Source organism: Shewanella subflava (genome assembly GCF_025971955.1).
GTDB classification, from domain to species: Bacteria; Pseudomonadota; Gammaproteobacteria; order Enterobacterales; family Shewanellaceae; genus Shewanella; species Shewanella subflava.
Map to the genome: position 1 here is coordinate 121,930 of NZ_JAPDMX010000033.1, position 15,003 is coordinate 136,932.

Below are 15,003 nucleotides of genomic sequence, written 5' to 3' on the forward strand. Positions count from 1 at the left end.
GTTGATTGAAATGACCAAGGCCAAAACATTTTTGAATTGCAGAACGTGGGCAACACAATGACATTAAGCAGCTATTGATTTAATGTAGTTAATGTCATTTATTCACTATGGAAGTATGTATGTCTAAAATGCTTGCCTGCCATCTTCACGATTATATTGAGCTGATATGCTTACATCGATACACAGTATTGCTAACACTAAACAATGGTCAATACATTACTGGCGTATTTCATAACACAGGCTTTAGCGATACCCCGATAAAACAAGAGGTGATTTACGGTAAGCTGAAAAACGGCCATGAGATAGAGGTGATACTGACCGACATAAAATCAATTGAGGTGTTAAACGAAAATGCACAATTTAGTATTGTGCATTTTTAGTTTTTAACAACTTAGGTTATTCAAAGGATTATTATTCAAGATCAAGGGTCGTTTTTTGCTCATTTTGTTGAGGCCAAGCATTAATCACTGCTTTGACTAAAGAGGCTAAAGGAATAGCAAAAAATACCCCCCATACTCCCCATAAACCACCAAATACCAATACCGCGGCAATAATCATTACTGGGTGCAAATCGACCGCATCACTGAATAAAATCGGCACCAAAACATTGCCATCCAATGCCTGGATAATACCGTAGCCTAACATTAAATAACCAAACTCAGGTCCAATTCCCCACTGGACAAACGCCACTAATGCGATGGGTAAAGTAACTAACGTTGCACCAACATAAGGGATCAAGACTGATAAACCAGTTAGCACGCCTAAAAGCGCAGAATAACGTAAGCCCATTACGGCAAAAAATACGTAGCTCACCACCCCAACAATAATAATTTCCATCACTTTACCGCGAATGTAATTAAATATCTGTTGATCCATTTCAAACCACACTTTACTGGCTAAGCCTCGATTGGCAGGGAAAAAACGCTTACTTCCCTGAATCAATTCATGCTTATCTTTTAAAAAGAAAAACACTAATAGTGGTACTAAAATGGCGTATACCATCAGCACAAGCAATGAAGCAGAAAAGCCCAATATTTGCTTACCAAAATCTAACAGATGTTGTGTATCGAGTAGTTTTTTAAGCTCGTTAAATGAAGCATCGATTTGTTCGACACTGATAAACTTTGGGTAATCACGGCTCAAATCACGAATAACGAGCATGCCTTTATCTAACATACTGGGAATATCTGTCACTAAACTGACACCTTGTCGCCAAATACTCGGCATTAAAACAAGAATAATTAACAGCATTAAGCCAAGAAAAGCGACCAATACTATCGAAGCGCCAGCGGTGCGGTTAATGCCTAATTTAGACATTTGTGCCACGGGCCACTCTAATAAAAAAGCTAGCACTAATGCCACCAGTAATGGTGCTAACAAACCTGCACCAAAATAAAGCGTTAAGGTTATACCGACAAGAATAAACACTAATGTAATTGCTTGTGGATCACTAAAACGGGTTTTGTACCATTCTTTTAAAAACTCTAACATTGCAAAACCTTGTATAAATGAAGAAAAATTAACCTAACATAGGCCTATTTAGTGATATTAATTGCCATAGTGCTTTTATCTTGCTGCAATAGGCTGACATGAAAACCATTTTTTTCAGCCCATGCGGGAACATCTTTGCAAGAACCAGGGTCTGACAATAAAATTTTCAATGTTTCGCCTTGTGGCAATTGTTTTAATAACAGTTTGACCTGTACTAAAGGATATGGACAACGATACGTTGTTAAATCTATCAGTTTCATAATAATTTACGTTAAATAAACTGATGCTATTATCCTTAGTTGGATGGCAAACCACAAGCTAACAGAGTAAACTCTTGTGCGGTTTTCTCTACATAATAATCAGCGTTAAGGGTGTCGTTTGAGTAAATTATCTTTCACCACTAAATCATTCCGAAAAATGAGTAAAACCTTTATTGCCAGTGCGGTTTCAGTTTTATTTGCGGCCAATATTGCCAGCAGTTTTGCCAATAGCGACCTACCCGATCTGGGAACGGCTGCGGTGAATACATTTAGCCTTGAAAAAGAAATGGTTTACGGTGATGCATACATGCGGGTTATCCGCTCATCAGCGCCCGTATTAAACGATCCCGTGTTAAATCAATATTTATCTGAACTGGGCAATAAACTTGTTGCCCATGCGACTGGGGTTAAAACCCCTTTTTACTTTTTTTTACTCAGAAACGATGAAATTAATGCTTTTGCCTTTTTTGGCGGCCATGTGGGGGTTCACACAGGATTATTTCTCAATGCGGACTCAGAAAGTGAGCTCGCATCCGTATTAGCACATGAAATCACCCACGTTACCCAGCGTCATCTCGCCCGTTCTTTAGAGGCGCAACAAAAAAGTTCCACTGCAACCATTGCAGGCTTACTAGGGGCGATATTATTAACTATCGCCGCACCACAGGCTGGTATGGCTGCATTAGCTACGACTCAAGCATTAGCCACACAATCAAAAATAAACTATACCCGTTTACATGAAAAAGAAGCTGACCGTATCGGCATGCAAATTTTAGTCGAAGCAGGATTTGATCCTAATGGCGCTGCTGATTTTTTTGCCGAGTTAGCAACGCGTTACCGTTTTACCACTACGCCACCACAAATGCTGCTCACTCACCCATTACCTGAATCGCGTATTACTGATGCCCGTAATCGAGCGGCACAATATCCAAGCCGTTATATTCCTGATAACTTAAATTATCAACTTGCGAAATCCCGTATTCAGGTCCGTTTTTCTAGCTTTAATGATGAAGCGGCGCTTTCATTATTTGAAACCCAAATTAAAAAGAACACTTACACATTTAAAGAAGCGGCATTATACGGCAAAGCATTAGCGTTATTTCGTCTTAAAAAATTTGACGAATCTGAAGCGATTATCGATACATTAATCAAACAAGATGCCAATAACCTATTCTATATCGATACGAAAACGGACTTACTTGCCCAACGTAAAGCGTTCGATGATGCGATTGTATTACTCGAAGCACAACGCAAACTTAAGCCGACGTCTCAAGTCGTTAATGCCAATTTAGCTAACATTTACGTTGAGTCAGGCTCACCTAAAAAAGCCATTCCAATGCTAGAAGAACTGATATTTTTAGATAAACAGAATATACTCCCTTACCAAATAATGACCGACGCTTACCGCAAAATGGGCAATAAAGCCTTAGAATATTATGCTAATGCTGAAGCAATGGCGCTGGCGGCTGATTATAAAGGTGCGATAGACCAGCTAAATTATGCTTATCGCCACTCTGAAGGCCAGCAGCTACAAATTGCGCGTATTGAAGCGCGTATAAGACAATTTCGTGAAGCTGACAGACAGTTAGAAGCGCTTAAATAAATCGTGTTCAAGTCCAAAAATGAAAGTTGATACTATGACAAAAATTACTATTTTACATAATCCTCGTTGTTCTAAAAGTCGTGAAACCCTAGCCTTAGTGCAAGGTAAATCAGATGATATTAACGTGGTTGAATATTTAAAAAATACCCCTTCGGTAGATGAAATCACCCATATCCTGAGTTTACTCGGATTAACCGCCCGTCAATTAATGCGAACAAAAGAAATCGAATATAAAGAATTAGGTTTACAGGATGAAACATTGACTGAAGTGCAACTTATTCAAGCAATGGTGAATACCCCTAAACTGATTGAACGCCCTATTGTGCTAACTAATGGCAAAGCTGCGATTGGCCGTCCTCCTGAAAGTGTTTTAGCGATTATTGAGTAACCATAGATGACAACCCAAAGCTTATTCCAGCTATGCCGAACAGGCTATATTGCTTTAGTATTATTGTTAACCGGATGGTTTATTCAGCAAGGTCTTGAGGGTAGCTACTCTTTAGCATTTAATCTTATGTGGATTTTACCCTTATTAATGCCTCTGAAAGGTGTGATTCAAGGCAACCCATATACCTATGCATGGGCCAGCTTTATTCTTTGCCTTTATCTACTTCATGGGCTGACTTTGGTATATGTCACTGAAGAAGCATTAGCGTTTGCCGTGATTGAATCTGTGCTTATTTCTGCACTGTTGGTAGGTTTTCCATTTTATGCCCGTAAAAGAGGCAGAGAATTAGGTTTAGGCCTTAAGAAAAAATCACAAAAAACAGATTAACTAACTGATATAACATCAAGTTAGATATGAGAAAGCGCCATTACGGCGCTTTTTTAATCTTGTCGTAATGAAAAATGCCATGCTATAGTCAATTCATAATAACGATAGGAATCACCCCATGGCAATGAGTCGCAATATTATCTCACTTCTTGTATCAGCCTGTTTCCTCACAGCTTGTGGTGGAAGCTCAGATCCTGCGCCTTCGCCGACTCCGCCACCCGATCCTAACTTGCCGATATCCCAGTGTGATAACCCTGTCGAATGGTCAGTTGTCGAGACCACCGACAATATTGAATTTTTAACTGAATTAGCCTATCAAACAGATCAACCTGCAGTGATTATTGCCAAACTGACAGATAAAAACTCATCAGGGATGCGTTTTCAATGGCAACAAATATCAGGAGAACCGCTAACATTGATCAGTGATAAGTCACCGGTATTGAATTTTACACCTGCTAATAGTGGAGATTATCAATTCAAACTGACTGTTAGTGGAACCGGGCAAAATATCACTCAATTCGTGACGATAAACGTTAATAATGCTCAACAATCTAGCCTTGCTGTTAACAGCGATCACCAAGTGGTTGAAGGCAATAATGTCAGCATAAGATTGGCCAGCATTAATGGCCAAATGCCAACCAATATTGATTGGTGCATCTATTCTGGTACAGATGTCAATTTGGATTTATCCAACCCTGCGCGCCCGCTATTTGTCGCCCCCAATGTGGCTCAAGATAGGGTGATTTCAATCAGGGCGTCTGCCGACTTTAACGGTCAAACATTAACTGATGACGTTCATATTCTTGTTACAAATGAAGCCAATATTAGCTCTCCCTATTTCGATAGCCCATTAGCACGCACTTATGCTTATAAAACCAATTCAGCTTACAGTAACCGTTTAACTCAATGTACTTATTCCAATACCCTCAATAGCAGTTGCACCATTTCACAACTGCCACTGATAGGTCAACAAACCACAAATCCTAGCATAAGTAATATTATGGACCGAGTGGTGGTGTCACATGATTGGATGGGGCGTAATTTCGAACAGTTTTTGCAACAGCAAGATCCACACGGTGACTTCATCACCCTGTTACAATCTGTCAGTGCAATTGTCATCAGTTATGACATTCGTCCTTCGTTCTATTGGGTCGTCACCGGCGCCATTTATCTTGACCCAGATAATTTATGGCTCACATCAGCTGAGCGTGACAGTATTAATGAAGCTCCCGACTATCGAAGTGATTTTGGTAATGATCTGCAGTTTTTAATGCCCTGGCGACACGTCAAAAATAATCAATATGCTTATTCATCGTATCCATATGAAAACCGAACTAATCGCACGATTAAAGACTTAACACCTAGATTAGCGTCATTGCTATATCATGAATTAGCCCATGCTAATGATTTTTTTCCACGTAGCGTGCATGCTGATCTTCAAGGACCAACATTATTAGATGATTTTTATAAACGCACAAATAACAGCGCATTGATATCTGATCAACTCAGTAATTTTTCACCTCTGCAAAGCAGTGAAATGTATGGTCTAGCCAATGTCAGTTTTAAAGGTGAAACAGCCAATGCAACCCAAAAATCCTATGTAGCGAGTGATGTAACCAGCTTCTTCAAACCCGATCATGCCTCGGACTATTATGCCTATTCTTCAACACGCGAAGACGTTGCCATGTTATTTGAAGAGGCATTAATGAGTCACCGATATGCGATATTACGTGACGTTGCAGTGACTGATGCACCTGAGAATGCATCAGGCTCGACGATTACCGTTAATTGGGGACAAAGAGGGCGAATTGGAGAAGCGACCATCAAACCTCGTGCAGAATTTGTTATCTCAGAAATATTACCCGAAGTGGGAAGCACAACCTTAGTCGACAATTTACCTGAACCGTTACCAATGGTTGCAGGTAAATCATGGCTAGAAAACTTAACCTTAATATCAAATGATGGCTTTGTCCCACAAAAAGTTAACCAGGTTGAACAACGCTCAAACACACAAGAAAGACCGTTAGAGCTAAGCGGCAGCCAGCATAAGATAAGACAAAAGGAAGATGATACTGTTGAATAGCCTAACCCGCTAAAATCGATTGATCTTTCGAGGTTATTTCGCAGCAAACTGTTGTCGATTAATGCGACGCTGAGTCTGTGAGGTAGCGTTATTGTTTATTAACTGATGATGCAGAAGCACCGACCAATATCAATAACGGTTCATTCTAGCTTGCTATAAGATTCAATGACGGCGTTAGATTTTTCGATGTAAGAATAACAACTTATCGTAAAGTCGGCCTTGTTACCATGCATCTTTCTGCGCTATTTTGGTCGCTGATTTATTGATATTGTTATAAAAAGCACAATAAACTCAGCCCAAAGGATTGAGTTATTACAATCGGAGCATTTCTTTAATAAAAGGAATCGTTAATTTACGTTGATGTACCATGGATGCTTTATCTAATTTATCCAGTACGTCAAATAGCGTTCGCAGGTCCCGCGCCATTCGTGTCAGTAAGAATCGACCCACATCATCGGATAACTGTAATCCACGCATTGCAGCACGGCGCTGCAATGCAACTAGTTTTTCATCATCCGCCATAGGCTGCAAATGGTAAATTAACCCCCATTGCATACGCGAGACTAAATCAGGTAAAGCAAAACAGGCTTCAATAGGTGATGCACTCGCACTGACAATTAAACGGCAGTCCTGCTGCTCTGCTATGCGATTATACAAATGAAATAGCGCCTCTTCCCAAACAGGATGACCTGCTACCGCATCAACATCGTCAATACAGATTAAGTTTAATGCTTCGACACCTTCAAATAATGCAGGTGAAATACTAGCATGAATGCCTAATGGCACATATAGAGAACGGCGGTCTAATTCATTGGCATGGGCACAAGCTGCATGCATCAAATGTGTTCGACCAGATTTTTGCGGGCCGGATAAATATAAAGACGAGCTCAGATTCCCCTCAGCACATGCTTGGAGCTTTTGGATCAGCTCATCATTACCTGATGCAGGATAATAACTATTAAAAGTTTCATCATCAGGTAAATAAACGGGCAAAGATAATTGACGTGGGGAGGATTGGGTCACTCAAAATTCTCAAAAATAAACACAGCGGGAGCAATCATAACATAAGTGCTCCCGAGGTAAAAATACTAGCGACTATTGACTTTTCCATTCATAGATTAGCGATGTATCATTGTTTGTTTGCGGCGTTAAATATGAATTTGCATCACCCATGGTATCTATTTTAGATAAGCGTGCATCAATACTCAGTAAACGCTGTAAATCTTCAACACTACTAAATAAACCGAGTTTGTAGGTGATGGTGTCTTTACTGAGTTTGCTAACGGCAACCTCTTTTACTGCGCTGAGTTGTTTGAGATATTTTTCAATTTCAACAACCTGCTTCATGCTAGATACGCCAGTAAAACTTACTGAGGTTTCAAGATTGTTTCCCGAAGAGGCTATCGCATATTGGCTAATATAATAATTGGCAAGTAACGTCACAATGCGTTTAGTTGCAGATGTCACATCTACAGCTTCGCCTTGCTGCATGATAATCGGTTGTAATAACGCCCCAGTATGCGCTTTATTATATAAAGCAAGTTGAAACCTCAATTTGCCCTGTGACTCGTCAATGTCAACCATCGCAAAATAATCGGCTTGATAACGGCTAGAGGCGATATTAACAGGATTGATAAACATTCCTTTTACATCGGTTGGTGTTACCGCCATTAAATCATCTAAATCCATCAAGGGCAGAAGTACGGGTATCCCTTTATTACTCGATTCAGTGGCAAAGTCCATTCGTAAAGGGTTTTGGCTTGAATCAGATAAGATCACAGTTTCGTTATTTTCAGCCATAGTCACCCATAATAACGTCAACGGACGCTGGGCTCCCCACACAGGCAGGTTAGCCTGGCGCAGAATATTAATTACCCCTTGATGGTCAAAACTGGCCTTAAATATTAAGTCTTCATTTACCTGACTGTAACCGTATTGAATCAGCAAGGCTTCAGGGTTTTCGATTTGTGCTTTAACCATCGGGTTCATTACCACACTAGGGCTACCCGAGTTTTTAAGAAACACACTTGCCAATGCCTCTTTTAAAGCACTTGAACGGGCACTGTCAGCACGAGAGGTGACAACAATATCAGCTTCATCCAGTTTTTGTACCTCTGCAGCAAATACCTGTGCATGAGAAAAAGACAAAGTCATAAATATAAAAGTAAGTAATTTTTTTAGCATTAGGTGACGTAAACGCAATCAAAATAAGTGGTGAAAGTGTAACATAATAAAAATCTAACGAGTAAGGTCTTTAGTCACTCTTTTTATCTGATTCTATTAGCATAAAAATTATACGACAGGACAACTCGAAAGACATAATAAATATAATGGAGTTTACCCTATGAATCGCTTGTCAATCCCACTGCAAGGTGCACAAATGCTATTTGTGGCCTTTGGTGCTCTTGTCCTCATGCCCTTACTTACCGGATTAGATACCCGTGTAGCCCTATTTACCGCAGGTATTGGTACCCTACTCTTTCAACTCGTTACAAAACGCCAAGTTCCCATATTTCTCGCCTCTTCTTTTGCGTTTATCGCCCCCATTTTATACGGGGTTCAAACGTGGGGGATCCCTGCAACAATGGGCGGCCTAATGGTTGCTGGATTTGTTTATGTATTATTAGGCTTAACAGTAAAAATCAGAGGCATTGGTTTTATCAATAAATTACTGCCTCCTGTGGTCGTTGGCCCTGTGATCATGATAATCGGTTTAGGTTTAGCCCCTATGGCCGTTAACATGGCACTAGGTAAGACAGGAGATGGCGCAATTGAATTAATTCCCTCAAATACAGCGTTAATTATTTCATTGACGTCTTTATCGGCTACCATTTTAGTAGCAACTTTTGCCAAAGGTCTTGCCAAACTCATGCCCATTTTGGCCGGTATCACTGTAGGTTACTCGTTGAGTTTAATGTTCGGTGTGGTTGATTTTACACCTGTTCATCAAGCCGCTTGGTTATCGATACCGGATTTTGTAGCCCCTGAATTTCACTGGCAAGCGATTTTATTTATGATACCGGTTGCCATCGCACCTGCAGTTGAACATATTGGTGATATTCTTGCGATATCCAATGTCACTGGTAAAGATTACATGAAAAAGCCAGGCTTACATCGTACTTTAACTGGTGATGGTATTGCGACTATGGCGGCATCGGCATTTGGTGGCCCACCGAATACCACATACTCTGAAGTGACTGGCGCAGTCACCTTAACTAAAAGTTTTGACCCCCGCATTATGACCTGGACAGCAATAACCGCAATTATTTTAGCGTTTGTGGGTAAATTAGGTGCGTTGTTACAAACCATCCCTGTGCCTGTTATGGGTGGGATTATGTGTTTGCTATTTGGCTCTATTGCTGCCGTTGGCCTAAACACTCTAATTCGTAATCAGGTTGATTTATCAGAACCAAGAAACCTCAGTATTGTTGCAGTAACATTGGTATTTGGAATTGGTGGTATGGCGTTTGGGATTGGTTCATTCAGTTTAACGGGTATCAGTTTATGCGGCATCATAGCGATTATCATGAACTTAGTGCTACCTAAAACGCATAAGGATCATCAATCAGCACATTAATTTGTATCATAGCTATCTAATGATGGCTATGTTCCAATTAATACTCAAGCCATTAAAACTTAAAGGGGCGTTTACGACTTAACGCCCTAAGCAGCAACTCGTTTAGAAGTGAAGATTTTTGTTCATTTGTCATGGTATGCCAAGCTAGAATTTCATCCAATGTGCGATGACATCCCAAGCAAATGTCTTGCTCATCTAAACTGCAGTGACGTATACACGGCGAAACAATATCGTGCGGGTCAGTCATAGGAATTATTCTGACCAGACTGCATATTCATTGCCATTGGTATCTAAAAACTGAAACCGCCTTCCACCTGGAAAAGTAAATATGGCTTTGCTTATCTGTCCACCATATTCAGTCACTCGACTTTGTGTTTGCTCAAGTGATGAACTGTATAAAACAATTAAAGGCGCCCCATTTTCAGTTGTAAACACCGTGTCTGACTCAAAAAAGCCACCACTGATACCGACGTCTAAAAAGCAGCTATATTGAGAACCATAGTCCTGAAATTGCCAACCAAAAACCTGCTTGAAAAATGTTTTCGTTTTGGCAACGTTTTTAACCGGAATTTCTAGATAATTAATGTGATGATGTGGCATGGTAATATCTTTCAATAACAAAGGTTATCCACAGTATAGCGAATAACCTTTTATTGCCCAATTAACTTAAGTTGGACTAGCGAAAAGAATAATAAGCAAGGATATCTGATCGATTCGCGCTACAACCATAAGATTGATTAACTGATTAACGCAGCAAATGCGCCTATCAACCCACCAAATACTCCGCCCCAAACCACTAACCAACCTAGATGTTGTTTAATCATTTCTTGAATAATTTGTTTAACTAATTCGGGGGTTAACTCATTTAACCTTTGGTCAACAATATTAGCGACTTTCGCTTGAATGTCGGCAATCACATCTGGCTGCTCTAATTCATTTAAGAGAATTTGATTAAACTGCTCGCTTTCTGATAACTCAATTAATGATTGCTTCATTTTCTCAATAAAAGGCGCTTTTAATGGCAGTAGCGCTTCAGAACCACCAAACATTGCCAGCATAGCACCTAATGATGATTTCTCTACAGTAGACACTAATGCATCGAAAGATGGTGCTAAATCCACTTTATCAATCACTGGAGCTAAGTTAATTGCTTTGCTGTCACTCACGGTGAGAAATCTATCGATGTTTTCTTCAGTAAAAAATTGCGCCATCATAAGGTGTTTGATCCCCGCTTTGAACTCTTCAAAACGGTTAGGCACGACACCTGAACCATATAACCCAGGCACCTTTTCAAATAACATGTACACAGCCAACCAATTAGTGACTGCACCAGAAAGTGCAAATAAACCAACCGTTAATATTAATGGTTGTGCAATAAAGTAACCCACCACAACGAATGAGGCAGCAATTACGTTAGTTAACAAACTCTTATTCAACCTATCATCTCCAGATGCTAAAAACCCCAGTATTTTAACAGTAAAATACTGGGGTCATAAACTATTCGTTTAACCTTAAAACTAAACTCGTAAACTTTGCTCGCGATGACCATCGACTAATTTTACCTGAGCACTTGTTGCTAATATATTGGCTCGGGCAATCATTTGGCTTGCAATACCTTGATTACGATATTTCGGCATAACGTACGCATCTTCAAAATACCATACAGGCTGTAACATTAATGACGAAAAAGACGGGTAAAGTTGAATAAAACCGAGAATATTTTCGCTTTCAGATGCGACAAAAATAATTGAATCATTTTCAGACAATCGTTGACTTAAAAAAGTGTAACATCCATTAATGTCACTAGGGTGATCGCAGGATTGACGGTAATGATCAAAAAGATGACTTAGAGGCTGTAAATCAGTATCGGCAGCAAGACGTATGTGCATATTTCATCCTTGAATTACGAATTAATTGGCTATTTGTAAAAGCTATACTCACAGCTCAAAAAGACAAGCAGATTAAAACCATGAATTACAAAAGTTTACATGTAAATAGTACAAATGTCTATTTGTTGTCTATTTGAAAAAAGCAAAGAAAAACCTCTCAATCATGCTCAACATTGGTTAAAATAGTGCTATCTTCTTTTGTGTCAAAGAGCACCGTATGGCTTCCTTATATTCTCACTTTTCACAACGCCCCCTTTATCAAAAGAGCCTATTTATTGCGTTATGTTGCTATGCATTATTGTGTCTGATGCTAGGTGTTCTCGCCCCTTATCTTGCACTTAAATATGTCCCTGATCTCATCACCAAGCAAACGGGTCGTAATACTCAAATTGAAAATATTAGCTTCAATCCCTTTACCTTTGAGCTAATAGTTGACCGCCTATTAATGGCAGAAAAAACGCCTCAAGACACCTTTGTTGGATTTGAGAAACTCCTTGTTAATCTATCTCCATGGCAATCTTTGGTTAACTTAGATGTCAGTATGCAAACAATTGCCATTAGCAAACCCACAATCAACCTAGCACGAATCACTGAACAGGAATTTAACTTTTCCGATATTCTTGCATTTATCGAAAAAAATACTGCGCCAGAGACCAACACACCTCAGACTCAAGAAACCGAACTGCCATTTGGGATCCGTATTGATAAAATAACCATAGAACAAGGTGCAATTTCACTTAGCGACGCAGTGAGTGATAGCCACGTTGTTTATCCCACTATTAATTTAGAATTCAATCAATTTGATAGTTTAGCCAAAGTGGTTAAGTCAAACGATGACCCACTTGAAAAGCGAAACAACTATAAAATAATTCTTAATGACGAACACAATAGCCAGCTCACTTTAGCGGGTCAGTTTCAACTTTTCCCATTTACATTAGATATTGATCTTGCACTGGCCGATTTCAATCTTGAAAAGTATTGGCAATTTATTGATGAGCACTTTGACATTCAACTCAATCAAGGAAAATTAAATATTGTTAGCCATATTGCATTAACAATCGATCCTGCAATTGAACCCCCGCTACAATTCAATTTATCCAAGACAAACATCGATTTGACGGGCATTGTCGCTTCGCACGCAAATGAACGCAAAATTGCCATTGACAAAATTAAGCTCAACAATTTAGACATCAATAGCGTGAGCAAACAAATTAACATTGAAAGTTTTGAAACTCACCAAGGTGAAATAGCAATGAAGGTTTCGCCGACTGGTGCTGATTTAATGACCTTATTAATGCCCAAAAACCTTACTGATTTAGAAACCGACACAACAGATGACAATCTTGAAGAGTCATCTGGCGAAGCCGAGTCTCCTTGGCTTATTAGTTTAAATAAAATTAACATGACTGAATATGCAATACACCTGGGTGAATCGGTTGCCAGTGAAAATGTCATTTTATGGCAAATGGATAATATCAACATCGAAACAGGCGTTATCAAATCCGACTTATCGGTCCCATTAACTTATCAAATGTCAGCTCAAATAAATCAAAGCAGTCTGCTAGATTCATCGGGAACATTTGATTTAGAGAATCAATCACTGGATGCTGACTTTAGCTACCAAAATGTGTACTTGCCTAAATTACAGCCTTACATTGAACCCTTTGTAAATATCACCATTGAAGATGGCGTTTTCAATACTAAAGGTAAACTGAAAATAGATAGTGCCAAGAACTTAATTTACCAAGGTGAAGCTTGGTTAGATTCATTAAACATCAAAGATAATTTACTTAAACAACCGCTATTGAGCTGGAAGCATATGGCAATCAATTCATTAGAATTTGATCGTCAAAAAAGCCAAATTAATATTGATGAAATGTTATTTGATGAGCTGTTTTCTAGAATTATCATCTTAGAAGATCGCACCACTAATATCTCACATTTATTAAAGCCTGCTGTCACTCCTGCGCCAACGGATAACAACTCACAATCCAATGCTGAACTCACGGCAAAACAGCAACAAAAAACTGAAAACGTCAACCTAGACGATGCGAATGCTAACACCGAAAATGTCAGTCCGAGTATTGAAATTAAGCGTATATCCTTCAAGAATAGTTCAGCATTTTTTGCAGATAATTCATTAACACCTAACTTTTCTTCTGGAATTGAATTACTTAACGGTCACATTAGTCAGCTATCAACAAATCCTGAAACAATCGCTAAGGTTGATTTAGCGGGTAAGATTGATAAATACGCTCCGGTTACATTAAAAGGAGAGATAAATCCTTTATTAGCTCAGCCCTATTTAGATTTAAATCTGATCTTTAAAAACGTCGAGTTGACGTCTGTTAACCCTTATTCAGGAACTTATGCTGGTTATTACATAGACAAAGGTCAAATATCATTAAACCTCACCTATAAGTTAAAAAATAATGCTTTAGTCGGTTCAAACCACGTAGTCATAGATCAATTACAGCTTGGTAAACCCAGTAACAGTGATTTAGCAACCAGTTTACCTGTGACATTAGCCGTTGCATTATTACAAGACCGACATGGCGTTATTGATTTAGGCGTTGATGTCGAGGGCGATTTAAACTCACCCAGTTTTAGTTTTGGTAGCATTATTTGGGGGGCTCTAGGTAATATCATAACAAAAGCCATTACCGCACCATTTAGTTTGCTTGCAAATCTAATTGGATCTGACGAACCTATGAATAACGTCAGCTTTGAATACGGTGACAGCTCAATTAGCGATAGCCAAGGAAAGCATTTATTAGCATTAACCGAAGCTTTAATCGATCGCCCATTACTTATCGTCAATGTTAAGGGTGATATAGACGCCATCAATGATAGCCAAGCACTTGCTGAACAAGCCTTAAAAGTTAAATTGGCCAAAGCCGCTGCAATCGAAATTGGTGAATTACCAGCAAATTTAACCGCCAGTCAATTCCCAACATCGGGTCCATTAAGCGATGCGCTTTATCAACTGTACAGTACTGAAATGGGTGCAAATCCAGAAGATGTCAAAGAGAGCATCATGGCAGAAAGCCAAGCAAAGTTACCACAAGAAGAATTAACTGATAATGAAATGACAATCCGTTGGCACATTGCTTTGTACAACTTACTTAAAAATTCACAAGTTGTTGATTCTGCAGACTTAGGTATTCTGGCTCAAAAAAGAGCCAAAGCAGTTAAATCATTCTTAGTTGACCAAGGTAAGATAGAAAGTCAAAGAATATTCGTGATGGAAAGCCGTATTAATGCCAAACAACAAGCAGCAGAGGTACAACTAGAACTTCAAGCTAACTAGGGCGTGTCGATCTTT

The 15,003-nt window shown here is 39.3% G+C and carries 15 protein-coding genes; 7 read left to right on the forward strand and 8 right to left on the reverse strand.

Annotated features, from left to right (window positions below):
• Positions 1-119 precede the first annotated feature (119 nt).
• The gene (locus tag OHT75_RS16295) at positions 120-380 is read left to right on the forward strand and encodes a Rho-binding antiterminator (RefSeq protein ID WP_264728524.1); all 261 of its coding nucleotides are present in this window, start codon (positions 120-122) and stop codon (positions 378-380) included.
• Between the two features lie 31 nt (positions 381-411).
• Here the strand turns inward: OHT75_RS16295 and OHT75_RS16300 are convergent, their stop codons facing one another.
• Positions 412-1,491, reverse strand: coding sequence for an AI-2E family transporter (locus OHT75_RS16300; protein WP_264728526.1), 1,080 nt, complete (start codon positions 1,489-1,491; stop codon positions 412-414).
• Between the two features lie 44 nt (positions 1,492-1,535).
• Entirely contained in the window at positions 1,536-1,751 is a 216-nt protein-coding gene (locus tag OHT75_RS16305) for a sulfurtransferase TusA family protein (RefSeq protein WP_264728528.1), read from the reverse strand.
• A gap of 157 nt (positions 1,752-1,908) precedes the next feature.
• Here OHT75_RS16305 and bepA point away from each other — a divergent pair, with 157 nt between their 5' ends.
• The 4 genes from bepA (at position 1,909) to OHT75_RS16325 (ending at position 6,212) form a co-directional block, all read left to right on the forward strand.
• Positions 1,909-3,354, forward strand: coding sequence for a beta-barrel assembly-enhancing protease (gene bepA / locus OHT75_RS16310; protein ID WP_264729051.1), 1,446 nt, complete (start codon positions 1,909-1,911; stop codon positions 3,352-3,354).
• A 34-nt stretch (positions 3,355-3,388) separates the two neighbouring features.
• Positions 3,389-3,742, forward strand: coding sequence for an arsenate reductase (glutaredoxin) (gene arsC / locus OHT75_RS16315; protein ID WP_264728531.1), 354 nt, complete (start codon positions 3,389-3,391; stop codon positions 3,740-3,742).
• Positions 3,743-3,748: 6 nt separating this feature from the next.
• A complete protein-coding gene (locus tag OHT75_RS16320; protein WP_264728533.1) occupies positions 3,749-4,129 on the forward strand; it encodes a DUF2069 domain-containing protein in 381 nt (126 codons plus the stop codon).
• A 118-nt stretch (positions 4,130-4,247) separates the two neighbouring features.
• The gene (locus tag OHT75_RS16325; protein ID WP_264728535.1) at positions 4,248-6,212 is read left to right on the forward strand and encodes a PKD domain-containing protein; all 1,965 of its coding nucleotides are present in this window, start codon (positions 4,248-4,250) and stop codon (positions 6,210-6,212) included.
• A 312-nt stretch (positions 6,213-6,524) separates the two neighbouring features.
• Here the strand turns inward: OHT75_RS16325 and hda are convergent, their stop codons facing one another.
• Entirely contained in the window at positions 6,525-7,235 is a 711-nt protein-coding gene (gene hda / locus OHT75_RS16330) for a DnaA inactivator Hda (RefSeq protein ID WP_264728537.1), read from the reverse strand.
• Between the two features lie 72 nt (positions 7,236-7,307).
• Complete coding sequence (locus tag OHT75_RS16335) at positions 7,308-8,396, reverse strand: DUF2066 domain-containing protein (protein ID WP_264728539.1); 1,089 nt, start codon at positions 8,394-8,396, stop codon at positions 7,308-7,310.
• A 160-nt stretch (positions 8,397-8,556) separates the two neighbouring features.
• Between OHT75_RS16335 and OHT75_RS16340 the strand changes: the two genes are divergently transcribed.
• Positions 8,557-9,789 (forward strand): uracil-xanthine permease family protein, encoded by a 1,233-nt coding sequence (locus tag OHT75_RS16340; protein WP_264728540.1) that lies wholly within the window; start codon positions 8,557-8,559, stop codon positions 9,787-9,789.
• A gap of 52 nt (positions 9,790-9,841) precedes the next feature.
• On the opposite strand, the gene OHT75_RS16345 is transcribed toward OHT75_RS16340, so the two are convergent.
• The 4 genes from OHT75_RS16345 to OHT75_RS16360 form a co-directional block, all read right to left on the reverse strand.
• Complete coding sequence (locus OHT75_RS16345; RefSeq protein ID WP_264728542.1) at positions 9,842-10,036, reverse strand: DUF1289 domain-containing protein; 195 nt, start codon at positions 10,034-10,036, stop codon at positions 9,842-9,844.
• A gap of 5 nt (positions 10,037-10,041) precedes the next feature.
• Positions 10,042-10,389, reverse strand: a complete 348-nt coding sequence (locus OHT75_RS16350) for a VOC family protein (protein ID WP_264728544.1) — start codon at positions 10,387-10,389, stop codon at positions 10,042-10,044.
• 137 nt (positions 10,390-10,526) lie between these two features.
• On the reverse strand, positions 10,527-11,225 hold the full coding sequence (locus tag OHT75_RS16355) for a DUF445 domain-containing protein (protein WP_264728546.1): 699 nt from the start codon (positions 11,223-11,225) through the stop codon (positions 10,527-10,529).
• A gap of 81 nt (positions 11,226-11,306) precedes the next feature.
• Positions 11,307-11,678, reverse strand: coding sequence for a GNAT family N-acetyltransferase (locus OHT75_RS16360; RefSeq protein WP_264728548.1), 372 nt, complete (start codon positions 11,676-11,678; stop codon positions 11,307-11,309).
• A gap of 217 nt (positions 11,679-11,895) precedes the next feature.
• Between OHT75_RS16360 and OHT75_RS16365 the strand changes: the two genes are divergently transcribed.
• Positions 11,896-14,988, forward strand: coding sequence for a DUF748 domain-containing protein (locus OHT75_RS16365; protein WP_264728550.1), 3,093 nt, complete (start codon positions 11,896-11,898; stop codon positions 14,986-14,988).
• Positions 14,989-15,003 lie beyond the last annotated feature (15 nt).

What these genes read in the sequence shown, in the direction of transcription:
- OHT75_RS16295 (WP_264728524.1), top strand. Translation starts at nt 120, where the DNA reads ATGTCTAAAATGCTTGCCTGCCATCTTCACGATTATATTGAGCTGATA.
- OHT75_RS16300 (WP_264728526.1), bottom strand. Translation starts at nt 1,491, where the DNA reads ATGTTAGAGTTTTTAAAAGAATGGTACAAAACCCGTTTTAGTGATCCA.
- OHT75_RS16305 (WP_264728528.1), bottom strand. Translation starts at nt 1,751, where the DNA reads ATGAAACTGATAGATTTAACAACGTATCGTTGTCCATATCCTTTAGTA.
- bepA (WP_264729051.1), top strand. Translation starts at nt 1,909, where the DNA reads ATGAGTAAAACCTTTATTGCCAGTGCGGTTTCAGTTTTATTTGCGGCC.
- arsC (WP_264728531.1), top strand. Translation starts at nt 3,389, where the DNA reads ATGACAAAAATTACTATTTTACATAATCCTCGTTGTTCTAAAAGTCGT.
- OHT75_RS16320 (WP_264728533.1), top strand. Translation starts at nt 3,749, where the DNA reads ATGACAACCCAAAGCTTATTCCAGCTATGCCGAACAGGCTATATTGCT.
- OHT75_RS16325 (WP_264728535.1), top strand. Translation starts at nt 4,248, where the DNA reads ATGGCAATGAGTCGCAATATTATCTCACTTCTTGTATCAGCCTGTTTC.
- OHT75_RS16335 (WP_264728539.1), bottom strand. Translation starts at nt 8,396, where the DNA reads ATGCTAAAAAAATTACTTACTTTTATATTTATGACTTTGTCTTTTTCT.
- OHT75_RS16340 (WP_264728540.1), top strand. Translation starts at nt 8,557, where the DNA reads ATGAATCGCTTGTCAATCCCACTGCAAGGTGCACAAATGCTATTTGTG.
- OHT75_RS16345 (WP_264728542.1), bottom strand. Translation starts at nt 10,036, where the DNA reads ATGACTGACCCGCACGATATTGTTTCGCCGTGTATACGTCACTGCAGT.
- OHT75_RS16350 (WP_264728544.1), bottom strand. Translation starts at nt 10,389, where the DNA reads ATGCCACATCATCACATTAATTATCTAGAAATTCCGGTTAAAAACGTT.
- OHT75_RS16360 (WP_264728548.1), bottom strand. Translation starts at nt 11,678, where the DNA reads ATGCACATACGTCTTGCTGCCGATACTGATTTACAGCCTCTAAGTCAT.
- OHT75_RS16365 (WP_264728550.1), top strand. Translation starts at nt 11,896, where the DNA reads ATGGCTTCCTTATATTCTCACTTTTCACAACGCCCCCTTTATCAAAAG.